The organism is Streptomyces sp. CA-181903 (assembly GCF_050937075.1).
Lineage (GTDB): Bacteria > Actinomycetota > Actinomycetes > Streptomycetales > Streptomycetaceae > Streptomyces.
On the sequence record NZ_JBNJLY010000001.1, the window covers coordinates 4,225,772 to 4,249,533 of the forward strand.

The window sequence follows — 23,762 nt, forward strand, 5'->3', positions numbered from 1 at the left end:
GGGCTGTCGGCCCCGGGACCGTTGGACGGTTCCGGGGCCGGTCGTCATGGGGGGAAGACGACCTCGCTCGTGAGCCTTTCGCCGAAGCGCTTCGCATCGATGATGCGCGGGTGCGTGCCGATTCGCTGGACTTCGACCCGAAGGTCGGGGAGGCCGTGTAGCACGCCGAGATCCAGGCAGCCCGACGAAAGCGGCGTCTCATCGGTCACCCGGACTCTCGTCAGACCGGGGAAGAGACGCCGGACCGGTACGGTCAGGGTGGGGTCGCGGATGATCAGCCCGAGTTCCCGGATATTGGGGAACGGCGTGATGCCTGCACCGCCCAAGGCGCGTTCACGCAGCGTAAGGCAGGTGAGGCGGGGGAGTTCGTGAAGTTGCTCAAAGAGGTTTTCGGGTCCCGCCAGTGTGGCGTTGACAAAGAGGTCTTCTACCATTGTCCAGCGTCCGATGCCCTCCAGGTCCAATGGCGTCTCGCCACCGAGCGAGAGACAAGTGACACGAGGTGGCGGGTCTGGCAGACCGACCTTCCGTCCACCGTGCACAAGGGTGAGGCTCAGCTCCTCCAACGCGCTCAGCCTTGGTAAGACCTCCCATGCACGTGCGCTGCAATGGAAAAGCCACAAGCGTCTCAGGTCGAGCTCTGTCAGGACTGATATGTCGTGCAGCCGTGAGCAGTCGGGAAGACCCAGCTCTTCCAGCTCCTGGTGGTCGCCGAGGAAATCGAGGTCAGTAAGCAAGCCGTCGCGGTCAGCGACCACAAGTCGCTTGATCTTCCGGCCGAACAGTACCGCTCGGATGGCTTCAGCGTCGTGGTGTCCGGTGAACTGGATCCCGGCGGTATCGCCCAAGCGCGGAAGGAGGGCGCATTGGGCGGCGTCGGACAGTCGGATGAACAGGTCGTCGAGCCGCATTCCCTTGAGGACCCTGTCCGCGAACAACCTGGTCGGCATGGCGTCCCAGGCGTAGGCGACCTGCTGGCGCACGCCTGCCGAGGGGAATTGCCCGTAATGCTGGAGCAGTGGGATCGCAGGCTCGCCCATGGCACGGAGAACCCTGGCGTAGGACCTCGCCGTGCTTGCGGATAGCCCTGCGGGACCGGGAATGACCCGTAGGGCCTCGGCGCCCAGCGAGCAGAGGCAATCGACTTCGCGCTGATCCAGCGGCTCCCCCAGTGCCTTGACGAGATCCCACGCCAGACTGAGGAGGTCGTCGTCGATCGCCGTCGCGCTGGCCGCGCACTCCGCGGCGAGCGCCCGCAGGGACCACAACGTTTTTCGCTCGTCGAGTCTGTCTCCGACGGCTATGAGGCCGTTGACGACGCGGCGAACCTCACTGCGGCTGCAGTGCCCGATGGCCAGCCTGATGACATCCTGCCATTGCTCCTCCGCCGCGTGATCGAGCAACTCGTCCAAGCAGTCCGCATCCTGGAATTCCTTCGCGGCGAGGAAGTCCTGGAACGTTCGGTGGATGAACTGGATGGAGTCCGACGACCGTTCCTGGAGAAGACCGCTGCGGTTCAGCAAATGCTCCAGGAGTCTCTCCGGGGAATCGTCCCGCAGTCGTCGCAGGCTGAGCGTGGCTCGGCCGATCTGGCGGACGGCCTGTTCACGGGTGAGCTCCGTCTGCCTGTTCCGCACGAGCCACACCGCGACACGTTGGAGGAGTTGCTGGGCTTCCTCGGACTGCATGACGATGCCCTCTGGCGCCCTGATGCCGCGCTGCTCGTCGCGGTCGCCGAGAAGCATCGCGAGGGCCGCCCGGTACAGGGCCCAGCGCGTATGCGGCAGAAGGCCGCTGCGGCGGCGGTGGAGGGCGCAGATGACGGCGCAGAGGAGGGGCGTGCGGGCCAGGTCGCGGAGCACCTTGTTGCGCTCGAACTCCAGCTTCAGGTCGCGTTCCAGCTCGTCCAGCCGGGTCCGTTCCTCCGCCGACCAGCGGACCGCGGGAAGGCCGTCGCATTCGAGGCGCGCCGCGTTGTGCCAGGCGGTGACGAATTCCTGGATGTCCGCGTCGCTCATCGGCAGCAGCCGGAGTTCCTCGAAGCCCTGCCAGTCCAGCCAGCCGTCCTCCACCGCGCGCGGCCGGACGGTCGCCAGGCAACGGATCAGCGGGTAGCGGCGGAGGAACTCGTCGAGCCACTGGCGGGCGGGGGCGCGGGACTCGCGGGGGAGTTCGTCCAGGCCGTCGACCAGGAGCAGGACCCGGCCGGAGTCGAGGACGCGGCCCGCCCAGCCGTCGGGCGGGTCGTCCTCGACCAGGCCGGCGATGCCGGGCAGCTCGGCCGGTCTCGGGGCGGTGATGCCGAGTGCGGCCAGGCGGCGCATCGGGACGACGAACGGGACCAGGCCGTTCAGCGCGGCGAGCTTCTTGGGGAGGGTCTGGCACGCCGCGTGCGCGGCCAGCCACCACACCAGCGTCGTCTTGCCGGCGCCCGCCTCGCCGCGGAGGACCGCGCGCGGGTGCAGGGCCAGCAGGTCCTCGACGCGGCGGGGTTCCTGGGGGAGCCGGTCGCGGCCGGGTGCCGGCTCCGCCTGGAGGCTCAGGTACGCCGTGTCCAGGTCCCAGCGCTTCTCGTGCTCGCCCAGGTCGTCGAGGCCGAAGACCTCCAGCCGGCTGTAGCGGGCCTTGACCGCCGCCGCGTAGCGCGCCTCGTACGCGAAGTCGTCGACGCGCGGGTGGTGCAGGGGGATGGGGGCGGGCGCGTCGGGCCAGTGTTCGGCGAGGGCCGCCGCGAAGCTCGGTTCACCCAGGATCCGGAACAGGGGGACGGCCTCGATGGCCGAGTGCTGCCAGCCGCGCGGGTCCTCGGCCACCACACCCACCAGCAGCGGGCCGGCGTACACCGGGCCGCCGGACAGGCCGGCCCAGGGCGAGCCGCCGGGGCGGCGGGCAGCGGGTGGGTGGTGGGTGGTGCGCAGGACCGACCGGCCGCGGACGCGCGCCGAGCCGGGGGTGAGGGTTCCGGGTATCTGGGCGACGTCCAGGTCGTCGTCGCCGAAGCGGGCGACGTCGGGGAAGCCGAGGGCCTGGCAGCCGGGGACCGGCTCGCGGGTGGAGAGGACGCCCCAGCGGAGCGGCGGCAGCGCGTCCGCGTCGACGAGCGGGTCGCGGGCCCTCAGCAGGGCCGCGTCGCAGCGGTCGGGCAGGCCCCGCCAGAGGACGTCGCAGACGGCCGGTGCCTCGCCCCCGAAGGCGATGGCCTCGGCGGTGCGTTCCCCGCCGATGACATGGGCGCTGGTGAGGACGAGCTCGGGGGTGAGCAGGACGCCGCTGCCCTGGTCCGCCGCGAAGACCGCGACCACCCGGTCCTCCGGGCTCACTGCCCCGGCTCCACCGTCCCGAAGTTCGACACCCCGCCCGGTCGCTGGTTGCCGACCTTCCAGCCGGTGCCGGTGCGCATGTCCTTCGGGGTCAGGGTGAAGGTGACCTTGTGGGTGCGGGAGGAGCCGCGGGTGGCGTCCGTGCCCGCGTCGACGACCCAGGCGCGGACCTTGCCGGAGCCCTTGAGCTCGCGGCGCATCTCGATGCCGAACTCCATGGTGATGTCGCCGACCTCGAAGCCCAGGTCCTTGCCCTCGCCGGTGGCGGCGGCGCTGGTCAGGCCGGTGCGGATGGCTTCGACGGCCTCCGCCAGTTCGATGCCGTCGAAGGGTGATGCGTCGGTCATGTCGTGAGCCCCCGGGCGTCGCGGTGCGTGTGCGGGTGTTGACGCGGAGCGTACCGGCGGCGGGGGGTCTTTGGTCCCGGAACGGGGGAGGCGGAGGTCCTGGCGCGGTGACAAGGCACACAGGCCATTCCCGGATTACTATCCGCTTTAGCAGGAAAGGCGCCTCCGGAATTACGGGAAGCGCACCCGGAATTCCGGGGGATGAGGGGCCGGTGCATTTCGGCGCCGCTACTAGGGACGGCCGTAGTAAGGCCACTTGGAGCGGCTGGGAAGCGGCGGCTATCAAGGTAGGGCGATCCCGGTCCGCAGCCGGGATCGATTCCTGTCTTGGAGGTTTTTCTTTATGTCGAAGCGCAACGTTTTCCGTACCCGCCGCACCGCCACCACCCTGGCCGTCGGCCTGGGCGCGTCGCTGGCACTGGGTGCGGGCGTGGCGCTGGCCGCGGAGCCCGTCGTCCAGGGGGTCTCCGTGCTGTCCGCCGACTCCGCGACCGCCTTCGGCGAGTCGCTGAAGGCGCAGGCCGAGACGCAGAAGAAGGTCGCCGACAAGGAGCACGCCGAGAAGGCGGCCAAGGCGGAGAAGGACAAGCGGGCGGCCGAGAAGGAGCGGGCCGACCGGTCCCAGGTCCGGAATCTCGCCGACGCCTGGGTGAAGCCGGTGGACGGTTACGTCATCGGTCAGCCGTTCGGCAAGGACGGCAACATGTGGGCCCACAAGCACAGCGGTCAGGACCTGGTCGTGCCCAGCGGCACCGCCGTGAAGGCCGTCCACAAGGGTGTCGTCGTGAAGGCCGGTGCGAACGGCGGCGGTGACGGTGCCGCGTACGGCAACGCCATCGTGATCAAGCACGACGACAACACGTACTCGCAGTACGCGCACCTGTCGTCCGTCGCCGTCCAGGTCGGCCAGAGCGTGACCGCCGGCCAGCAGATCGGCCTGTCGGGCTCGACCGGCAACTCGTCCGGTCCGCACCTGCACTTCGAGATCCGTACGACCCCGAACTACGGCTCCTCCGTCGAGCCGCTCGGCTTCCTGAGCGGCCACGGCGAGAAGCTCTGACGCACGCCGGCCGGTGAAAAGGCGGGGAACCCCACTTCAGGGGTTCCCCGCCCTTTCGTGTGACGGGCTCAGTCCGGCACCCGGATGATGGGAAACGTCCCCGTGCTCGTCGGCGACGACTCCGGCAGCCACAGCACCGCGATGGCCCCGCCGCCGCCCGCAGCCTCCGGGTCCGCGTTGCGGAAGGTGAGGCGGGCGCCGAGCACCCGGGCCTGGCCCGCCGCGATCGTCAGGCCGAGGCCGTGGCCCTTGCCGGAACGGTCCTCGCTGCCGGTGCGGAAGCGGCTGGGGCCTTCCCGCAGCAGGTCCTCGGGGAAGCCCGGGCCGTGGTCGCGGACGCGCAGCACGCGGCCCTCCACGGTGACCTCGATGGGCCCCCGGCCGTGCTTGGCGGCGTTGGCGAGCAGGTTGCCGAGGATGCGTTCCAGCCGCCGGGGTCGGTGTTGACGTAGGCGTGCCGGACGACGGTGACCCGGGCCTCGGGCGAGAAGGTGCGCACCCGGCGCACCACGAACTCGCCGAGTTCGATCTCCTGCATCTCGGCCCGTTCGGCGAAGCCGTCCAGCCGGGCCACCTCCAGGACGTCCTCGACGAGGGTCCGCATGGCCTGGGCGCGGTCCCTGACCAGCTCGGTGGGGCGGCCGGGGGGCAGCAGTTCGGCGGCCGTGAGCAGGCCGGTGACGGGGGTGCGCAGCTCGTGGGCGATGTCGGCGGTGACCCGCCGTTCCGCCTCCAGGCGGTCCTGGAGGGCCTGCGCCATGCCGTCGACGGCGCGGGCGAGGTCGTCCGTCTCGTCGCGCACCCGGCCGCCGATGGCCTCCCGCACCCGGACATCGCGGTCGCCGGCGGCGAGCTTGCGGGCGGCGGCGGACGCCTTGCGCAGCCGGCGGGAGAGCTGGCCGCCGATGAGGATGCCCAGCGCGCAGCCGCCGAGGACCACCGAGACCGAGCCGATGATCAGGGCCCGGTCCATCTCGTCGAGGATCTTCAGCCGGTCCTGGAACGGCTGGTGCATGGAGAGGATCTTGCCGTTGGCCAGCGGGACCGACGCCCAGACCTGCGGGGCGGAGCCGCCGCTGTCCTGGACGAAGGTGGCGCGCTGCCCGAGGGCGGCGGCCTCCCGCAGCTGCTCGGGCAGCGCGGGGTCGTCCACCTTGGCGTGCAGCGTGGTCCGGCCCTGGCTGGTCCGGTAGTAGCGCTCGGCCAGCTGGATGCGCTGGTCCATCACGTCCCGGCTGCTGTTGATCATGGAGGCGCGGGCGGCGTTGTGCACGACCAGGCTGAGCGCGACCGCGATCAGCGCGCCGACGCCGGCGATGGCGAGGCTGACCTTCCAGCGCAGTCCGCTGCGAAGGGTGAGGTTCACCATGGCGGGTGGGGCTCCTCGGGGAGCGCGTCCCTGCGGAGGGGGGCGACGCGGAGGGGTGCGACCTGGTGGGGGCGGGTCACGAAAGTTCAGCCTCTGAGTTTGTAGCCGAAACCGCGGACCGTCTCGATGCGGTCCTGACCGATCTTGCCCCGCAGCCGCTGCACGTGGACGTCCACCACGCGGGTGTCACCGCCCCAGCCGTAGTCCCAGACGCGCTCCAGCAGCCGGTCGCGGGACAGCACGGTCCCGGGGCCGACGAGAACTCCAGCAGCAGCCGCATCTCGGTCGGGGTCAGGGCGACGGGCGCGCCGCCCTTGCGGACCTCCATGCCCTCCGTGTCGACCTCCAGGTCGCCGAAGCGCAGCAGGCCGCCGCCTTCTATGCCGCCCTGCTCGTCCCCGCCCGACGCCCCGGCGGCGCCGCTGGCGTGTCCGAAGCGGCGCAGTACCGCGCGGATCCGGGCGACGAGGACGGCGCCGTCGAAGGGCTTCGTCACATAGTCGTCCGCGCCGGCCTCCAGGCCGAGGACGACGTCGATGGAGTCGGCGCGGGCCGACAGCATGATGACGGGGACGGTGGACTCGTCGCGGATGCGCCGGCAGAGGCTGACGCCGTCCAGGCCGGGCACCATCACGTCGAGCAGGGCGATGTCGGGACGCCGTTCCCGGAACCGCTCCAGGCCCTGGAGCCCGTCGGGCACGGCGGTGACGACGAAGCCGTCCCGTTCGAGGGCGAGCTGCGTCGCTTCGCGGATCACATCGTCGTCCTCGACGAAGAGCACATGCGTATCGGCCACGCCGCTCCCAGCCCTCCTAGCCCGAATTCTCGCTCTTGCCCGTGCTGCCGCCGACCTTGCTGAAGTCGGTGTGCGTGCGCCCGGTCTCCCGGAACTTCCCGTCCGACCAGTGGTAGGTCACCTCGTCCTCGCCCGAGGGGTCGGCGACCGGGTCACCCGAACCGTAGATCTGCGAGGTGATCAGCAGGTCCCCGCGGTCGATGTCGGCGTAGACGGGCGACTGCTCGGACGAGAACACATTCTCGTATGCGTCTCCCTTGGCACGGTACACATACGAACCGATGCCGATGGCGTCACCGCAGGTCAGGATGTTGACGATGACATCGTCCCGGGAGCCGCCGGTCAGCTGACCGTAGATCACGTCGACCGGGTACTGGTCCTTCACGCACGGCTTGAAGTTCTTCTTGACCGAGTCGCTGATCTTCGGATCGGATTTGATCAGAGCAGCGGCGTCGATCTTCCGCCGGGTGGGCGGCGCGGACGGCGTCGCCGTGCGCTTCGCCGCCTTCGCCGCAGACTGCGGCTGGGCGGGGCCCTCCTTGCGGACGCCCTCGCTGCTGGTGTTGCAGCCCGCGAGCAGCAGCCCGGCGACCGCGGCGAACGCCGTGACCGTCCCGCCGGCGATCAGTGCGGGGCGGGCGGGCCTCGTGGCCGGATCGGTCCGGCCGGCCTCCTCGCCGATCGCCTTTCTCAGGCCGCGCACCGTTCCTGCCCCGCTCGTGACGATCGAGGGCGTGGAAGTCCAGGTCCCGGTTCTCCAGCTCCTGGCGCAGCCTGGCCAGCGCCCGGTGCAGGGTGCTCTTGACCGTGCCGGTCGACATGCCGAGCGCCTCCGCCGTCTCCTCGGTGCTCATCTGCTCCCAGTGGCGCAGGACGACGACGCTGCGCTGCTTGGGCGCCAGAACCCCGAGGACGTCCATCAGCAGCGCGCGGTCGGCGTGCTGCTCGGTCCCGTCCTCGACGCTCGCGTCGGGAAGCTGCTCGGTGGGCACCTCGTCGAGCTTACGGGCCCGCCACCACTCCGTACGAGTGTTGATCATGACACGGCGGAGGTAGGCGTCGGCCAGCGACTTGTCGGCTATGCCGTCCCAGCGGCCGTACGTGCGGACCAGCGCGGTCTGGAGCAGGTCCTGAGCGTCGATGGGGTCCGGCACGAGCCGCCGCGCACTCCGCAGGAGAGCGTCCTGACGGTTGCGTACGTACTCCTCGAAGTCCAGAACCTTGCCGCTGCTGGCCATACTCGCAGCCTCCATTCCGCTTGCGTCCCCGTGCCTGCCGGTGCGCGCCGGACGGTTCTCCAGCACGCAGAGGACGCTACGGAGGAGCTGTTGCGACGCGATGTGCAGCAGCACTGCGGCTGGTGCACAGCTGTCCATAGGTTGTGTAACAGGTGGGGGGTAAGGGCAGCTCTGTCCGATTCAAGAGGGGTCAGAGGGACTCGGAGGCAGGGCCTCCGCTACGTCAGCGGCAGCCGGTACGTCCCGTCCTCCAGCGGCTCCACGAGCCCGTCCGCCACCAGCCCGTCCAGGGCCCGGGCCCGCTGCACGGGCTCGTCCCAGACGGCGTCCAGCGCCTCCTGCGGCACCGGGGCCACCGCCTCCCGCAGTACCGCCAGCAGCTTGCCGCGGACCTGGCGGTCGGTGCCCGCGTAGGTCTGGCCGCGGCGCGGCGGCCCGTCGTGCTCGGGGGAGCCGGCGGCGCGCCAGGCGCAGCGGGCGGCGATCGGGCAGCGGCCGCAGACCGGCGTGCGGGCCGTGCACACCAGCGCGCCCAGTTCCATGGACGCCGCCGCCCAGCGGGCGGCCACCGCCTCCTCGCCGGGCAGCAGCTCCCGGGCCAGCCGGCGCTCGGCGGCGGTGGTCGCGTTCGGCGGGTACTGGACGCCGGTGACGGCCCGGGCGAGGACGCGGCGCACGTTGGTGTCGAGGACGGCGTGGCGCTGCCCGTACGCGAAGGACGCCACGGCGGCGGCCGTGTACTCGCCGACGCCCGGCAGCGCCAGCAGCTCGGCGTGGTCGTCCGGCACCTCGCCGCCGTGCCGCTCGGTGATCGCCGTCGCCGCGGCGTGCAGCCGCAGCGCCCGGCGCGGGTAGCCGAGCCGGCCCCAGGCCCGGACGGCCTCCCCGGGCGGCTCGGCGGCCAGGTCGGCGGGGCGCGGCCAGCGGGCGAGCCACTCCTCGTACACCGGCAGGACGCGGCTGACGGGCGTCTGCTGGAGCATGAACTCGCTGACCATCACGCCCCAGGGGCCGGCCTCCGGCCGTCGCCAGGGAAGGTCCCGGGCGTGGGCCTCGAACCAGGCGATCACCGGGAGGTGCAGGGCGGTTTCGGGGCGGGAGGCGGAGCCGGGCGTCTGCTTCGGCAGGGCGGGAGTCGTAGTCATGGCGCTCCCGATCCTGGCACGGGGGCGCGCGGGCGGGAAAACGCCGACTTCAGGGGTGCTTCGGGGGGCGTGAGGGGGCGGTCGGGCGGAACGGCGTGGGTGCGGGGGTCTCGTACGGGTGATACCGGGCGGCGCGAGGGCCCTCGGACGGTCCGGCCGCCGACGATGGAGCCGTGGAAGGCCGCCGTGAAGCCCCGCCCCTGGTCCGCTGCCGCGCGTGCGCGAACCCGCTGTGGTGGGACATGACGCCCGTCCCCGGCCTCGCGCCGGGCTGGTACTGCTCCGCCTGCAAACACCCGCCGGAGCGCTACCGCAACACGGCCGCCGCCGCTCCGCTCTGCCCCGAGGGGTGCCCGAGCGCGATCGTCGAGACGACGGCGGACGGGAGCCGCCGCTTCATCTGCCACCGGTCGTGAGCGGCCGGTTTCGGATGTGGCCGTAACGGCGCGTGATCGGGCCGGGGTTGATCCGTGATCGAAGTTGGGTCGGTCTGCGTCGGGGTCAGAGGTGGTTCGCGTCGGGGCCAGCGTCGGTTCGCATCGGGACCCGGGTCGGTCCGCGCCGGGGCCTGCGTCGGCTCGTGTCCGGCGGCGGGGAGCGGAATGGGGTCATGACGGAGACTGGACCCATGACGGAGACGCACACCGGTCCGGCCGCGGGCCCGCCGCCGGAGATCCGCGCGGCCCTCGGCGCGCACACCACCCTCACCCTCGCCTACGGCGACGAGGAGGGGCCGCAGGCGTGCGCGGTGCTCTACGCGATGCGCAACCGGCCGCCGTGCGGGCCCGGTTCACCCGGGGACGGGACCGGAGGCGAGGAAGCCGACGGGGAAATCTCCCTCGTCTTCGTCACCTCCACCACCACCCGCCACGGCCGTGCCCTCGCGTCCGGGAACGCCCCCGTCGCGTTCACCGTGCAGCGCGACGGCCAGGAATGGACCGCCCTCACCGGCGTCCAGGGGCGCGGCACCTGCGCCCTCCTCAACGGCGCGGAACGCGCGGCGGCCTGGGACGCGTACCGCGCCCGCTTCCCTTACGTGGAGCGTTCGGAGCGGCTGCGGCAGGCGATGGACCGGACCGAATTCTGGGAGCTGCGCCCCGACTGGCTCCGACTCGTCGACAACGGACGGGGGTTCGGGCACCGGACGGAATGGCGCCGGCCGGACGCCCGCTGCTGAAGAGGCGTGAGATTTGCTGCGCGAAACGACAGAAAGGCGCGCCTCGCCGGTCGGATGATGAGAAAAGTAGGCACTCATACGGCGGGTACGGGGTGGAGCCCGGCCGGATCTCTCGTAGAGTTTTCGCGTGGGATCACTGCGCAATCCGATCGGGCCGCTTCCCTCCTCCATCTACTGGCGCCGGAGGGGAGTTGCGCTTGCCGTGCTCGGCCTCCTGGCCCTCCTGGTGGTGTGGCTGCTCACGCTCGGCGGTGAGGACGGGTCGTCCGACGGCAAGAACGGCGCGTCCAGGGGCGGCGGTGACTCGGGCGGCGCCACCATCACGCCCGGCCCGACCCCGTCCGGGCCGCACTACAGCCAACGGCCGGGCGGCCGTGACGAGTCGAACGGCACCGGCGGTACGGGCAGTGGCGGCGGCAGCGGTGGTTCCGGCCGGGACCAGGGCGGCAGCGTCGGCGGTCTCGGCACCGTCGGCGGCGGCAGTGGCGGCGGGGCCGGTGGTACGGGCGGTGGCTCGGGCGGCGGCGCCGGTTCCGCGGGTGGTTCCGGTGGTTCCGGTGGTTCCGGTGGTACGGGCGGTGGCTCCGGTGCGGGGCCGGCCGCGGGTGTGCTGGGGGCGGGTGACGCCAAGGTGCTGGCCAAGAACGCCTCGGTCCCTGACTGTACGTCAGGTTCGTTCCAGGTGACGGTGCGCAGCGTCAAGGGCTCCTACGGGCCGGGCGAGCGGCCGAAGTTCGAGATCGTGCTCAAGAACACGGGCAGCGGCGCCTGCAAGGTCGACATCGGCTCACCGGCCGCCTTCCTCAAGATCACCGATCCGGCCGGGGCGCAGCACGTCTGGGCGTCCGACGACTGCCCCCGCGGCCGGGGCGAGGTGCTGGTGGAGGTGCCCGGGTCAGGCGAGACCAAGCGCACCCTGGAGTGGGACCGCAAGCGCAGTGCCCCGCAGTGCGCCGCCCCGTCGGCCGGGGCGGTGGCCGCGGCGGGCACCTACCGGGTCGAGGTCAAGATCGGGGGCGTCGTCGACCGCGGGCAGTTCGTCCTGGACAAGGGCTGAGCGCCGGGCTTCGTACGGCGGGCTTCGTACGGCGAGAGGGGGTCCCCGGCCGGGGACCCCCTCTCGCCGTCGCGTCCCAGGCCCTACACGTACCGCTCCAGGATCGACGACTCCGCCAGGCGGGACAGCCCCTCGCGGACCGAGCGGGCGCGGGCCTCGCCGACGCCCTCCACGGCCTGGAGGTCGTCCACGCTCGCGGCCAGCAGCTTCTGCAGCCCGCCGAAGTGCTCCACCAGCCGCTCGATGATCGCGCCGGGCAGCCGCGGCACCTTCGCCAGCAGGCGGTAGCCGCGCGGCGAGACGGCCGAGTCCAGCGTCTCCGGCGAGCCGCTGTAGCCCAGCGCCCGCGCCACGATGGGCAGTTCGAGGAGCTCGGTGTGGGTGAGCGAGTCGAGCTCGGCGAGCGCCTCGGGGACCGTCCGGGTGCGCTTGGCGGTCGGCTCGGGGACGTAGTCCCGGACGACCAGGTCGCGCTCCGGCTCCACGCCCGCGATCAACTCGTCGAGCTGGAGGGAGAGCAGCCGCCCGTCGGTACCCAGTTCGACGACGTACTCGGCGATCTCCGTGGCGATGCGCCGCACCATCTCCAGGCGCTGCGAGACCGCCGTGACGTCCCGGACCGTGACCAGGTCCTCGATCTCCAGGGCGGAGAGCGTGCCGGCCACCTCGTCCAGGCGGAGCTTGTACCGCTCCAGGGTGGCCAGCGCTTGGTTGGCGCGGGACAGGATCGCGCCGGACTCCTCCAGCACGCGCCGCTCCCCGTCCACGTACAGCGCGATCAGCCGCATCGACTGGCTCACGGAGACGACGGGGAAGCCGCACTGGATGGAGACCCGCTGCGCCGTGCGGTGCCGGGTGCCGGTCTCCTCCGTCGGGATCGACGCGTCCGGCACGAGCTGCACGCCCGCCCGGACGATCTTGGTGATGTCCTTGTCGAGGATCAGCGCTCCGTCGAGCTTGCACAGCTCGCGGAGCCTGGTCGCGGAGAACTCCACGTCGAGGACGAAACCGCCGGTGCACATCGAGTCGACGGTCTTGTCCATGCCGAGGACGATGAGCCCGCCCGTATTGCCGCGAAGAACGCGCTCAAGGCCGTCGCGCAGGGCCGTGCCGGGCGCGACGGCGCTCAGCGAGGCGCGCATCAGCCCGTCGGCATGGGAGCCACCGGAGCCGCCCCCGGCCCTGCCGGGGCCCGATGCCCGGTCGTTGGCTGCCACTGCACTCCTCCGGTCGCATGGTCAACGGTGGCCGCGGACCGCCCCCGCGCCCCCGTTTCCGGTCTGGTGCTGGGGGAGGGCGGGACCAGGGGAAAGTCTACTGGCGCCGAGCCGATTGAAGAGGGGCGTCCTCCGGCCGGGCCCGAGCCGCCGCCTTCCCGCCGCCGTCGCCCCTGCCGTCGTCACCGCCGTCGGCTCCCCCGGACCGGCGCCGGCCGCGGGGGAGTACCCGCAGCGCATCGCCTATGTCGGCGACCTCCAGCACCCGCATCCCGGCGGGCACCTTGCCCGGATCCGACGGCACCAGGGCATGTGTGAAACCGAGCCGGTGCGCCTCCGCCAGCCGGCGCTGGACGCCCGTGACCCGCCTGACCTCGCCCGCGAGCCCCACCTCGCCGATGGCCACCAGGTTCTTCGGCAGCGGGGTGTCGCTCGCGGCGCTGGCCAGGGCCAGGGCGACGGCCAGGTCGGCGGCCGGCTCGGACAGCTTCACGCCGCCGACGGTCGCGCTGTAGATGTCCCGCTTGCCCAGGGCGCTGATACGGCCCCGCTGTTCGAGCACCGCCAGCATCATCGAGACCCGGGACGTCTCCAGGCCCGAGGTGGTGCGGCGGGGCGACGGGATCTGGGAGTCCACCGTGAGCGCCTGCACCTCGGCCACCAGCGGGCGGCGGCCCTCCAGGGTGACCGTCAGGCACGTGCCCGGCACGGGCTCCGCCCGGCGGGTGAGGAACAGGCCGCTCGGGTCCGTCAGGCCGGTGATGCCCTCGTCGTGCAGCTCGAAGCAGCCGACCTCGTCCGTCGCCCCGTAGCGGTTCTTCACGCCCCGGACCAGGCGCAGCCGGGCGTGCCGGTCGCCCTCGAAGTGGAGGACGACGTCCACGAGGTGCTCCAGCAGCCGGGGGCCGGCGATCGCGCCGTCCTTCGTCACATGGCCGACGAGGAGCGTTGACATCCCGCGCTCCTTCGAGGCGCGGATGAGGGCACCGGCCACCTCGCGCACCTGGGCCATGCCGCCGGGGGCACCGTCGATCTCCGGCGAGGCGACGGTCTGCACCGAGTCCAGGATCAGCAGCGAGGGCTTGACCGAGTCCAGGTGGGCGAGGACGGCCGACAGGTCCGTCTCGGCCGCCAGGTACAGGTGCTCGGAGAGGGCGTTGATGCGGTCCGCCCGCAGCCGCACCTGGCTCGCCGACTCCTCGCCCGTCACATACAGCGTCCGGTGCTCGTCGGACGCCGCCTTCGCCGCGACGTCCAGCAGCAGCGTCGACTTGCCCACCCCCGGCTCGCCCGCCAGCAGCACCACGGCGCCCGGCACCAGGCCGCCGCCCAGCACCCGGTCGAGCTCCGGGACGCCCGTACCGCGCGCGGTGGCCTGCCGGCCGTCCACCTGCCCGATGGGCAGCGCGGCGGACGTGACCCGCCCGGGCGCGGTCGTCCGCACGGCGGGCGCGCCGTACTCCTCGACCGTCCCCCACGCCTGGCACTCCGGACAGCGGCCGAGCCACTTCGCGGTGGTCCAGCCGCACTCGGTGCAGCGGTAGGAGGGCCGGTCCTTTGCGGACGAACGAGAGGTACGGGCAGCCATGCGAGCCACCGTAGCGGCAACCACTGACAACGCTCGGCCGCTTCGCTGTACGGAGGGGGAGCGCGGTCTGCGGGGGAGGGCGGCGGGCGGGTCGCCCTGTTGGTCCTCGCCGGGGTGGGCGGGGCGTCCCGCCGGCCTTGGCCGGGGCGCGGACGGGGCGCTTCGTCGCCCTTTGCCGGGGGCGGGCCGTCTCGCGCCGGGGCCCGCGCCGTGCTGGGAGGCCGGTGGCCCGTGCCGGTCGTCCCCGGCGTCCGGCCGGCCGGACGAGCCGGCTCCCGTCGTACGTGCCCGGCGCGCCCCGGCATCCCCGCGCACCCGCCCCGCCCCGGCGTGCCCCGGCGCGCTCCGCGCCGTCGAGTCGCCCGGAACGTACCGATACGGCGGCCCTTCTCGGGATGAGCTCCCTCGTACGGGGTAAACCCGGCCGAGCACCGCGAAGCGCCCATCCGGGTCCCCCTACGGTCGCCGGAATGATGACGAGCAGGTACGAGCAGCCCCCGCACGCCCCCGGCGGGTCCCGGCCGCCCCGCCGCGCGGCGGATTCCCCGCGGCCCTCGGTCGTCACTCCCGACCCCGACGACCCACCGCCACCCGTGGTGCCCCACTTTCACCTCTCCCGGGTGGCCCCCTACCTCAACGGCCTCTACACGTACTGCCTGTTCCTCCTCCGCGAGCCCGACATGGCGACCTGCGCGCTCGCCGAGGCCCTGGCCCTGGCCGAACGCCGCGTCGACCGCGCCCCCTACGGCCCGGCCAGACCCTGGCTGTACGCCCTGGCCCGCTGGACCTGCCGACGGCGCCTCGCCGCCGGCCCGGCGGCGCCCCGGTGGGCCCCCGGGGCCGACCCGCTGGCCTGGCCGGAGGCGGCGGGCACCGACGCGGTACAGCGCGAGGCGCTGGAGCTGTCCGTGCGGCACGGTCTGCCGTCCGACGCCGTCGCCACCGTGCTGCGGCTCGCTCCGGAGATGGCACGGGCCCTGCTCGCCGGCGCCGCCTGCGAGGTCGAACGCACCCGCACCGCGCTCGCCGTCGTCGCCGCCGGCCGCTGCCCGGACGTCGCCCGCTTCGCCGCCGGCGGGGCCCCCGGGGTGCCGCTCGGCCCGGCGGCCCGCCGCGAACTGGTCCGGCACGTGGACGAGTGCCCCGGCTGCCGGCGCACGGCGGAAAGGGTGACCGCGGGCGCCCCCTGGCCGGGCACCACCGCGTCACGCGCGGAACTCCCCCTGTTCGAAGCACCCCTGGCCGCCCTCCAGGCCGCCCTGCGGCACGCCCGCGCCGCCCGCGCGGGCAGCCCGCGCTACGACCGCGAGGGCTACCCGCTGCCGCCCGCCGACCGGTCGGGCCGGCGCACCCGGCTGCGCCACCGCGCCGTCACCACCACCGTCGTGGCGACGGTCGCCGCCGCGCCCGCCCTGGCGCTGTGGGCCGCCTACCGGGAGACGCCGTCGGGCGACCGGCACGGCACTGAATCGGGAGAGGGCGCCGTCGCGTCCGACGAGGCGCCCGCCGACGATTCTGAGCGCCCCTCCCGCCCGCCCGTTCCCGAGCCGGGTGACGAGGAGCGGGCGGAGGATCGCGCCGCGTCCGGTGAAGCCGGTGATCCCGGCGCTACGGGCGCCACCGGACCCGTCGGCGGCGTCAGTGGCATCGACGGCATCGGCAGTGGCGCCGCCGGTATCCCGCGCGACTCCCGCAGCCCTGGCAACCCCGGTGCCGCCGGGCCCTCGGGAGACTCCGCTCAGCCCGCGGCCTTCGCCACCACAGGCGCCGCGGACGCGACCGTCTTCACCGCCAGGACTGGCACCGCCGACGCGACCGCCTTCGGCAGCGCAACCGACCCGGCCTCCGTCCCGCCTCCGCCCGCCGCACTCATCGTTACGCCCGCGGCCCCGGCCCCGTCGACCGCCACTCCCGCCGCGCCACGGCGCGCCGCCGATCGTCCCGCACCGTCCGCCAGGCCCGCCCCACCCGGTCCGTCGGGCCCATCAGGCCCGTGGTCCGGCTTCGGGCGGCTGACCGTGGCGGCCCAGCCGAGCGGTCAGGACACGCTCGTCACGGTCACGGCCGTCGGCGGCGAGGTGCACTGGGCGGCCACGCCCGGCGCGGCCTGGCTGCGCCTCGGCCGGACGGGCGGTGTGCTTCTGCCCGGCCGTTCCCTGACCTTCACGGTCGCCACCGACCCCGACCGGGAACCGGCCGACCCCTGGCGGACCCAGGTCCGCCTGGCACCGGGGCCGGCCACGGTGCCGGTCGACGGCCCGGGACGGCTCCGACGGACCGAGGCCATCTGAGACGACGCGGAGGGGGCGGGGCGGGGGCGGCACCTGCCGCCCCCGACGGGCATCCGGGTCCCCGACGGGCATCCGGGTCCCCACTGGTGACCCATCTCCGACGGCGACCCCGTCTCCGACGGGCACCCGGTCCCGACGGCGATCCCGTCTCCGACGGGCACCCGGTCCCGGACCGGGCACCCATGTCTCCCCAACGGGCGTCCGGTCCCAGTGGGTCTCCGGCCCCCCAGCGGCTCCCCAGCCCGGGGGCGGGTACGCGCCCTGCGGAACACCCGCCTCGTAAACCGGTCCGTCCAGGGGTTACGTGGCGGTGGGGGAGGGCTCTCCGCCTGCGCAAGCCTGTCCGGGCCCGGGCGGCCGGCGGGCCGGGAGAGGGCTTCGCCCGCGCAGGTCGGTCTTGGCCTGGGGCTGTGCGGCCGATGCGGCGGGAGAGGGCTCCGCCCGCGTACGCCGGTCCGGCCCGAGCCCTCTCGGTCGATGGGTCGGACCAGGACCTCCCTCCGCACGCCGACCCGGCCTTGGCGTGCCGCCTTGCTCAGCCGGGCCCCGCCTCGCACGGGCCCAACCTGGCCCGGTCACCGCCTGGCCCGGTCGACCCGTCCAGGCCGTCCGGCCCGGCCGACCCCGTATCGTCCCGCAGCTCCCGTCAGGCCCGGCAAGCCCAATGAACACCGGCGAGCCCGCGAACACCGGCAAGCGCCGGCACCCTCACCCCACCGGATCCACCGGATCCGCCGGATGCGGAGCCATGGGCAACAGCGAAGCCATCCGCTCCTCGCACAGCTCCACCAGCCGCGCGTACCCCTTCTTCCCCATCAGTTCCACCAGCTCCGCCCGGTAGCTGACGTACACCGGCTCACCGGCCCCGTGCGCCGAGCGCGCGGAGGTGCACCACCAGTGGAGGTCGTGGCCGCCGGGGCCCCAGCCGCGACGGTCGTACTCGCCGATGGTGACCTGGAGGACCTGGGTGTCGTCGGGCCGGTCGATCCAGTCGTACGTCCGCCGGACCGGCAGCTGCCAGCACACGTCCGGCTTGGTCTCCAGCGGCTCCCGGCCCTCCCGCAGGGCGAGGATGTGCAGGGAGCAGCCGGCGCCGCCCGCGAAGCCGGGGCGGTTCTGGAAGATGCAGGAGCCCTTCCACCGGCGCGTCTGCCGCTCGCCGTCCTCGTCGAGCTGCGTCCAGCCGTCCGGCGAGGTGCCCTCGCCGTGGAACTGCCAGATGTCGGGGGTGAGCCGCGCCACGTGGCCGGCCACCCGCCGTTCGTCGTCCTCGTCGGAGAAGTGCGCGCCCAGCGTGCAGCAGCCGTCGTCCGCCCGGCCCGCCTTGATGCCCTGGCAGCCGCTGCCGAAGACGCAGGTCCACCGGGAGGTGAGCCAGGTCAGGTCGCAGCGGAAGACCTGTTCGTCGTCGGCCGGGTCCGGGAACTCGACCCAGGCGCGGGCGAAGTCGAGCCCGACCTCGTCGGGCGCGCTCTGCTGCTTGGCGGGCTTCGCCTTCTTCGTCTTTGCCACACCTCAAGCCTATGTGTCCCCACCGGTCCCAGTAGCGTGCACGGCATGAGACTCGGTGTCCTGGACGTGGGATCGAACACGGTCCACCTGCTGGTGGTGGACGCACACCCCGGCGCCCGCCCGCTGCCCGCCCACTCCCACAAGGCCGAACTGCGCCTCGCGGAACTCCTCAACGGCTCCGGGGCCGTCACCGACGCCGGTGTCGAGCGGCTCGTGGACGTCGTCCGGGACGCGCTCCGGGCGGCCGAGGACAAGGGTGTCGAGGAGGTCCTGCCGTTCGCCACCTCAGCCGTCCGCGAGGCGCCCAACGCGGACGCCGTCCTCGCCCGCGTCCACGAGGAGACCGGCGTCCGGCTGTCGGTGCTCTCCGGGGAGGAGGAGGCGCGGCTCACCTTCCTCGCCGTCCGCCGCTGGTTCGGCTGGTCGTCCGGCAAGCTGCTGGTCCTCGACATCGGCGGCGGCTCCCTGGAGATCGCCTACGGGCAGGACGAGGACCCCGACGCCGCCGTCTCCCTCCCCCTCGGCGCCGGCCGCCTCACCTCCACCCGCCTCCCCGGTCCGCTGCCCGACCCCGAGGACCTCCGGGCGCTGCGCCGCCACGTCCGCGCGGAGATCGCCCGGACGGTCGGCGAGTTCGCCCGGCTGGGCGCCCCCGACCACGCGGTCGCCACCTCGAAGACGTTCAAGCAGCTCGCCCGCATCGCCGGCGCCCCGGGCTCCGGCGCCGGGCTGCTCGCCCAGCGCGTCCTGACCCGCAAGGCGCTGGCGGACTGGGTCCCCCGGCTGGCCGCCATGACGCCCGAGGAGCGGGCCGAGCTGCCCGGCGTCTCGGCGGGCCGGGCCCCGCAGCTGCCGGCCGGTGCGCTGGTCGCGGAGGCGGCGATGGACCTGTTCGGGGTGGACGAGGTCGAGCTGTGCCCGTGGGCGCTGCGGGAGGGCGTCATCCTGCGACGGCTGGACCACCTGCCCGCCGTGTGACGGGCGGTCGTACGCTGTCCTTCGTGACAGAGCCAGTGGTGCGCATCCCGGATGCGAAGGTCGCCCTGTCCACGGCCTCGGTGTACCCGGAGTCCACGGCGACGGCCTTCGAGATCGCCGCCCGTCTGGGCTACGACGGAGTCGAGGTCATGGTCTGGACCGATCCGGTCAGCCAGGACATCGACGCCCTGCGCCGGCTCTCGGACTACCACCGGATGCCGATCCTCGCCGTCCACGCGCCCTGCCTGCTGATCACGCAGCGCGTCTGGTCGACCGATCCGTGGGTCAAGCTCCAGCGGGCGAAGGCGGCGGCCGAACGGCTCGGTGCGAGCACCGTCGTCGTCCACCCGCCGTTCCGCTGGCAGCGCTCCTACGCGCGGGAGTTCGTGCGCGGCGTCTGGCGGATGGCCGACGAGACGGACGTCCGCTTCGCCGTGGAGAACATGTACCCGTGGCGCTACCGGGACCGCGAACTCCTCGCCTACGCGCCGGACTGGGACGTCACCAAGGACGACTACCGGCACTTCACCGTCGACCTCTCCCACACGGCGACGGCCCGTACGGAGGCGCTCGACATGATCGCCCGGATGGGTGACCGGCTCGCGCACGTCCACCTCGCCGACGGCAATGGCTCCAACAAGGACGAGCACCTGGTTCCCGGGCGCGGCAAGCAGCCCTGCGCGGAGCTGCTGGAGCGGCTGGCGGTCAGCGGTTTCGACGGTCACATCGTGGTCGAGGTCAACACCCGGCGGGCCATGTCGGCCGCCGAGCGGGAGGCGGACCTGGCGGAGGCGCTGGCCTTCACCCGGCTGCACCTCGCCTCGCCGACGGGCGCGGCCCGGCCGTGACCGAGCCCCCCACGCCGCCCCGGCCCTCCACGCCGCCCGCGCCCAGACGCCGCGGCCGTCCGCCCCGCGCGGAGGCCGGGGCCGGCCCCGGCGCCCGGGAGCGCATCGTCGCCGCCGCCCGCGCGGAGTTCGCCGAGCGCGGCTACGACAAGGCGTCCATCCGGGCCATCGCGCGGGGCGCGGACGTCGATCCCGCCCTCGTCCACCACTACTTCGGCCCCAAGGAGCGGGTGTTCGCGGCGGCCGTCGAGGTCGCCTTCGCGCCCGCCCTGCCCGCGCCGGACGTCCTGCTGGAAGGCGACCGGGAGCACGCGGGCGAACGCATCACCCGGTTCGTCCTCGGTGTCTGGGAGAACCCCGTCACCCGCGAGCCGGTGCTCGCCATCCTCCGCTCGGCCGTCGCCAACGAGACGGCCGCGGGCGTCTTCCGCGACCTCGTCACGCACCGGCTGATGCTGCGGATCGCCGGCGGACTGGGCATTCCGGACGCGCAGTTGCGCTCCGAGATCGCGGCGGCGCACCTGGTGGGGGTGGTGATGCTGCGGCATGTGATCAAGGTGGAGCCGCTGGCTTCGGCGGATTTCGACGTGGTGGTGCGGATGGTGGCGCCGGCGGTGCAGCGGCATTTGGAGGGGGGTAGGCCCCGGCCCCGCCCTTTCTCCGTTTCCTGCGGGGGCTGCGCCCCCGCACCCCGAAACCGCGCTCCGCGCGGTTGTCCTCAAACGCCGGACGGGCTGGTGGAGGGACCGGGGCTATCTCACATCCCGGAAACCGTGTCCGGATCACGGATCCCCCACGTACCCTCGAATCCACACCACGACGAGCGGAGCGAACATGCCCGAGCTGAGGTCCCGTACCGTCACCCACGGCCGCAACATGGCGGGCGCCCGAGCCCTTCTGCGCGCCGCCGGTGTAGCGCGCGAGGACTTCGGCAAGCCGATCATCGCGGTGGCGAACAGCTTCACGGAGTTCGTGCCGGGGCACACCCACCTCCAGCCGGTCGGCCGGATCGTCTCGGAGGCGATCAAGGCGGCGGGCGGCGTGCCGCGCGAGTTCAACACCATCGCCGTGGACGACGGCATCGCCATGGGCCACGGCGGCATGCTCTACTCCCTCCCCTCCCGCGACCTGATCGCCGACTCGGTCGAGTACATGACCGAGGCGCACTGCGCGGACGCGCTGATCTGCATCTCCAACTGCGACAAGATCACGCCGGGCATGCTGATGGCCGCCCTCCGCCTGAACATCCCCACCGTCTTCGTCTCCGGCGGCCCGATGGAGGCCGGCAAGACGACGCTCGTGGACGGCACGGTCCGTACCAACCTCGACCTGATCAGCGCCATGTCGGAGGCCGTCTCCGAGACGGTCTCGGACGAGGACCTGGCCCGTATCGAGGAGGCCGCCTGCCCCACCTGTGGCTCCTGTTCCGGCATGTTCACCGCCAACTCGATGAACTGCCTGGTCGAGGCGCTCGGCCTGGGCCTCCCCGGCAACGGCTCGGTCCTCGCCACGCACACCGCCCGCAAGGAGCTGTACGAGGCCGCGGGCCGCACGGTCGTCGAGATCACCCGCCGCTGGTACGAGCAGGACGACGCGACGGTCCTGCCGCGCTCCGTCGCCTCCCTCGCCGCCTTCGAGAACGCGATGGCCCTCGACGTCGCGATGGGCGGCTCCACCAACACCGTCCTGCACCTGCTGGCCGCCGCCCAGGAGGCCGGGCTCGACTTCGGCATGTCGCGCATCGACGCCGTCTCGCGCCGCGTCCCCTGCGTCTGCAAGGTCGCGCCCAACGGCTCGTACCACATGGAGGACGTGCACCGGGCCGGCGGCATCCCCGCCATCCTCGGCGAGCTGCACCGCGCCGGGCACCTCCACGAGGACGTGCACAGCGTGCACGCCGACTCGCTCGCCGAGTGGCTCAAGCGCTGGGACGTGCGCGGCGGTTCGCCCGCGCCCGAGGCCGTCGAGATGTTCCACGCCGCCCCCGGCTGCGTCCGTTCGGCCGAGGCGTTCTCGCAGTCCGAGCGCTGGGAGACGCTCGACCTCGACGCCGCGAACGGCTGTATCCGCGACACCGCCCACGCCTACTCCGCCGACGGCGGCCTCGCCGTCCTGTACGGCAACCTCGCCGAGGACGGCTGCGTCGTGAAGACCGCCGGCGTCGACGAGTCGATCTGGACGTTCGAAGGACCGGCGGTCGTCGTCGAGTCCCAGGAGGAGGCGGTGGACGCCATCCTCACCAAGCGCGTCAAGGAGGGCGACGTGGTCGTCGTCCGCTACGAGGGCCCCAAGGGCGGCCCCGGCATGCAGGAGATGCTCTACCCCACCTCGTTCCTCAAGGGGCGCGGCCTGGGCGCCAAATGCGCGCTGATCACCGACGGCCGCTTCTCCGGCGGCACCTCGGGCCTGAGCATCGGCCACGCCTCGCCCGAGGCGGCGTCCGGCGGCACGATCGCCCTCGTCGAGGACGGCGACCGCATCCGCGTCGACATCCCGTCCCGCACCATCGAACTGCTGGTCTCCGACGAGGACTTGGCGGCCCGCCGCGCGGCCCTCGGCGGCGTCTACGCGCCCCGGAACCGCGAGCGCAAGGTGTCGCAGGCGCTGCGGGCGTACGCGGCGATGGCGACCAGCGCGGACAAGGGCGCGGTGCGGGACGTCACCAAGCTGGGCTGAGCCCGACCGGCCCGCCCTCTTCCGTCCTCTTCCGTCCTCCTCCGTGTACCGCTGTGTACCGCACGCCCGGGTGATCCGCGCGGGCGGCGGGACATGGAGGGCGGCGGCCGGGCAAAACGCTCACTCATGGCACCGAGTGGACTTGACCAGGACCGTACGGACGACAGCCCTTCCTGTTACTCACGCCCGCCCCACCCCCGTTGCCCGCGCCCGCCCCGCCGCGCCGCCCTGCTGGCCGTCTGCGGCGCGGCGGCGGCCGGCCTGCTCCTCGCCGGGTGCGGGGACGACGGCGGGAAGGCCGCCTCCCCGTCGGCCGGAGCGTCGCCGTCCGGCTCCCGGGCGCCGACGGTAGAGGGCCCGAGCCCCGCCCCCGAACGGCCGCTCACCACGGACCAGGCCGAGCGCAAGGCGCTGGTCCCGGCCGCGAAGACCGGCTGGGAGCAGGCCGCCCGGGCCGCGACCGGTGACATCGCGGGAAGCAGGCTCCTCGCCGTCGAACTGAAACGCGCCCCGGACGGTGGGCCCGAGTGGCACGCCGAGGTCGCGACGGCCGACGGAACGTCCCACTCCGTCGTCGTGGACGGCGTCACCGGCAAGGTCAAGAAGTCGTCCGCGGACGCCGGCCAGGACGGCGACGACAAACGCGAACGCGCCGACCACCTCAAGGCAGTCCGCGTCACCCCGCACGACGCCGCCGCGACGGCCACCGAACGGAAAAAGGGGACGATCACCACGCTCGAACTGGAGACGAGCGACGAAAAGACCGGAGGAAGCAAGAAACTGATCTGGAAGGCGGACGTCGTGACCCCGAACGACTGGAACAAGACCACGTACGACATCGACGCGACCGACCGGGCGGTCCTGCGGGAGCACGCCGACCACGACTGACGGCACCGGGCCGCCGCGGACGGCAGCGCACCGGATCGCACTTGACCACCGGACCGCAGGGAAGCGCACCCGGCGTCGCGACCGCCCGCACCCGCGACCGCCCGCACCCGCGACTGACGGCACCCCGACTGACGACACCGCGCGGCGACCGACCCACCGGGACCGGCCCACCGGGACCGGCCCACCGGGACCGGCCCGCCGCCGTACGTCCGTCGCCCGCCCCCGCGACAGCCGCCGCGGGTCGGCCCCCGGCGG

At 73.3% G+C, this 23,762-nt stretch carries 16 protein-coding genes and 4 pseudogenes; 10 read left to right on the forward strand and 10 right to left on the reverse strand.

Annotated elements, in window-relative coordinates:
* Positions 1-44 precede the first annotated feature (44 nt).
* Positions 45-3,320 (reverse strand): NACHT domain-containing protein, encoded by a 3,276-nt coding sequence (locus ACQEVS_RS18940; RefSeq protein WP_433021901.1) that lies wholly within the window; start codon positions 3,318-3,320, stop codon positions 45-47.
* On the reverse strand, positions 3,317-3,667 hold the full coding sequence (locus ACQEVS_RS18945; RefSeq protein ID WP_185942249.1) for a trypco2 family protein: 351 nt from the start codon (positions 3,665-3,667) through the stop codon (positions 3,317-3,319). The genes ACQEVS_RS18940 and ACQEVS_RS18945 overlap by 4 nt, the downstream gene beginning before the upstream one ends.
* Before the next feature lie 343 nt (positions 3,668-4,010).
* On the opposite strand from ACQEVS_RS18945, the gene ACQEVS_RS18950 reads away from it, so the two are divergent.
* Positions 4,011-4,727 (forward strand): M23 family metallopeptidase, encoded by a 717-nt coding sequence (locus ACQEVS_RS18950; protein WP_433021903.1) that lies wholly within the window; start codon positions 4,011-4,013, stop codon positions 4,725-4,727.
* A 68-nt stretch (positions 4,728-4,795) separates the two neighbouring features.
* On the opposite strand, the pseudogene cseC reads toward ACQEVS_RS18950, so the two are convergent.
* The 5 genes and pseudogenes from cseC to ACQEVS_RS18975 form a co-directional block, all read right to left on the reverse strand.
* A pseudogene (gene cseC, locus ACQEVS_RS18955) lies at positions 4,796-6,096 on the reverse strand (two-component system sensor histidine kinase CseC).
* An 86-nt stretch (positions 6,097-6,182) separates the two neighbouring features.
* Positions 6,183-6,892, reverse strand: a pseudogene (cseB, locus tag ACQEVS_RS18960) (two-component system response regulator CseB).
* A gap of 16 nt (positions 6,893-6,908) precedes the next feature.
* Positions 6,909-7,595, reverse strand: coding sequence for a hypothetical protein (locus ACQEVS_RS18965; RefSeq protein WP_433021905.1), 687 nt, complete (start codon positions 7,593-7,595; stop codon positions 6,909-6,911).
* A 36-nt stretch (positions 7,596-7,631) separates the two neighbouring features.
* Positions 7,632-8,130, reverse strand: a pseudogene (locus tag ACQEVS_RS18970) (SigE family RNA polymerase sigma factor); the annotation flags it as partial.
* A gap of 218 nt (positions 8,131-8,348) precedes the next feature.
* Positions 8,349-9,275 carry an A/G-specific adenine glycosylase gene (locus ACQEVS_RS18975; RefSeq protein WP_433021907.1) on the reverse strand — a complete coding sequence of 309 codons (927 nt, stop codon included), beginning with the start codon at positions 9,273-9,275 and terminating at the stop codon, positions 8,349-8,351.
* Between the two features lie 173 nt (positions 9,276-9,448).
* On the opposite strand from ACQEVS_RS18975, the gene ACQEVS_RS18980 reads away from it, so the two are divergent.
* The 3 genes from ACQEVS_RS18980 to ACQEVS_RS18990 all read left to right on the forward strand — a co-directional run bounded on the left by ACQEVS_RS18980 (position 9,449) and on the right by ACQEVS_RS18990 (position 11,509).
* Complete coding sequence (locus ACQEVS_RS18980; protein ID WP_433021909.1) at positions 9,449-9,691, forward strand: hypothetical protein; 243 nt, start codon at positions 9,449-9,451, stop codon at positions 9,689-9,691.
* A 212-nt stretch (positions 9,692-9,903) separates the two neighbouring features.
* Positions 9,904-10,452, forward strand: a complete 549-nt coding sequence (locus ACQEVS_RS18985; RefSeq protein WP_433021911.1) for a pyridoxamine 5'-phosphate oxidase — start codon at positions 9,904-9,906, stop codon at positions 10,450-10,452.
* Positions 10,453-10,654: 202 nt separating this feature from the next.
* The gene (locus ACQEVS_RS18990; protein WP_433021913.1) at positions 10,655-11,509 is read left to right on the forward strand and encodes a hypothetical protein; all 855 of its coding nucleotides are present in this window, start codon (positions 10,655-10,657) and stop codon (positions 11,507-11,509) included.
* Between the two features lie 83 nt (positions 11,510-11,592).
* Here ACQEVS_RS18990 and disA read toward each other — a convergent pair whose 3' ends face one another.
* The gene (disA, locus tag ACQEVS_RS18995; RefSeq protein WP_185942240.1) at positions 11,593-12,726 is read right to left on the reverse strand and encodes a DNA integrity scanning diadenylate cyclase DisA; all 1,134 of its coding nucleotides are present in this window, start codon (positions 12,724-12,726) and stop codon (positions 11,593-11,595) included.
* A gap of 97 nt (positions 12,727-12,823) precedes the next feature.
* Positions 12,824-14,314, reverse strand: a complete 1,491-nt coding sequence (gene radA / locus ACQEVS_RS19000) for a DNA repair protein RadA (RefSeq protein WP_433021915.1) — start codon at positions 14,312-14,314, stop codon at positions 12,824-12,826.
* 470 nt (positions 14,315-14,784) lie between these two features.
* Here radA and ACQEVS_RS19005 point away from each other — a divergent pair, with 470 nt between their 5' ends.
* On the forward strand, positions 14,785-16,605 hold the full coding sequence (locus ACQEVS_RS19005; protein ID WP_433021917.1) for a BACON domain-containing protein: 1,821 nt from the start codon (positions 14,785-14,787) through the stop codon (positions 16,603-16,605).
* A 708-nt stretch (positions 16,606-17,313) separates the two neighbouring features.
* Here ACQEVS_RS19005 and ACQEVS_RS19010 read toward each other — a convergent pair.
* Positions 17,314-18,117 (reverse strand): hypothetical protein, encoded by an 804-nt coding sequence (locus ACQEVS_RS19010; RefSeq protein ID WP_433021919.1) that lies wholly within the window; start codon positions 18,115-18,117, stop codon positions 17,314-17,316.
* Between the two features lie 45 nt (positions 18,118-18,162).
* Between ACQEVS_RS19010 and ACQEVS_RS19015 the strand changes: the two genes are divergently transcribed.
* The 5 genes and pseudogenes from ACQEVS_RS19015 (at position 18,163) to ACQEVS_RS19035 (ending at position 23,507) form a co-directional block, all read left to right on the forward strand.
* Positions 18,163-19,095 carry a Ppx/GppA family phosphatase gene (locus tag ACQEVS_RS19015; RefSeq protein ID WP_433021921.1) on the forward strand — a complete coding sequence of 311 codons (933 nt, stop codon included), beginning with the start codon at positions 18,163-18,165 and terminating at the stop codon, positions 19,093-19,095.
* A 23-nt stretch (positions 19,096-19,118) separates the two neighbouring features.
* On the forward strand, positions 19,119-19,943 hold the full coding sequence (locus ACQEVS_RS19020) for a sugar phosphate isomerase/epimerase family protein (RefSeq protein ID WP_078588148.1): 825 nt from the start codon (positions 19,119-19,121) through the stop codon (positions 19,941-19,943).
* Positions 19,940-20,578, forward strand: a pseudogene (locus ACQEVS_RS19025) (TetR family transcriptional regulator); the annotation flags it as partial. The gene ACQEVS_RS19020 and the pseudogene ACQEVS_RS19025, both read left to right, overlap by 4 nt.
* A 199-nt stretch (positions 20,579-20,777) precedes the next feature.
* The gene (gene ilvD, locus ACQEVS_RS19030; protein WP_433021923.1) at positions 20,778-22,619 is read left to right on the forward strand and encodes a dihydroxy-acid dehydratase; all 1,842 of its coding nucleotides are present in this window, start codon (positions 20,778-20,780) and stop codon (positions 22,617-22,619) included.
* A gap of 126 nt (positions 22,620-22,745) precedes the next feature.
* A complete protein-coding gene (locus ACQEVS_RS19035) occupies positions 22,746-23,507 on the forward strand; it encodes a PepSY domain-containing protein (RefSeq protein WP_433021925.1) in 762 nt (253 codons plus the stop codon).
* Positions 23,508-23,762 lie beyond the last annotated feature (255 nt).

Coding starts and splice junctions, on each gene's coding strand:
- ACQEVS_RS18985 (WP_433021911.1), top strand. CDS start 9,904: ATGACGGAGACGCACACCGGTCCGGCCGCGGGCCCGCCGCCGGAGATC.
- ACQEVS_RS18975 (WP_433021907.1), bottom strand. CDS start 9,275: ATGACTACGACTCCCGCCCTGCCGAAGCAGACGCCCGGCTCCGCCTCC.
- ilvD (WP_433021923.1), top strand. CDS start 20,778: ATGCCCGAGCTGAGGTCCCGTACCGTCACCCACGGCCGCAACATGGCG.
- ACQEVS_RS18950 (WP_433021903.1), top strand. CDS start 4,011: ATGTCGAAGCGCAACGTTTTCCGTACCCGCCGCACCGCCACCACCCTG.
- ACQEVS_RS18945 (WP_185942249.1), bottom strand. CDS start 3,667: ATGACCGACGCATCACCCTTCGACGGCATCGAACTGGCGGAGGCCGTC.
- ACQEVS_RS19005 (WP_433021917.1), top strand. CDS start 14,785: ATGATGACGAGCAGGTACGAGCAGCCCCCGCACGCCCCCGGCGGGTCC.
- ACQEVS_RS19015 (WP_433021921.1), top strand. CDS start 18,163: ATGAGACTCGGTGTCCTGGACGTGGGATCGAACACGGTCCACCTGCTG.
- ACQEVS_RS19035 (WP_433021925.1), top strand. CDS start 22,746: ATGGCACCGAGTGGACTTGACCAGGACCGTACGGACGACAGCCCTTCC.
- radA (WP_433021915.1), bottom strand. CDS start 14,314: ATGGCTGCCCGTACCTCTCGTTCGTCCGCAAAGGACCGGCCCTCCTAC.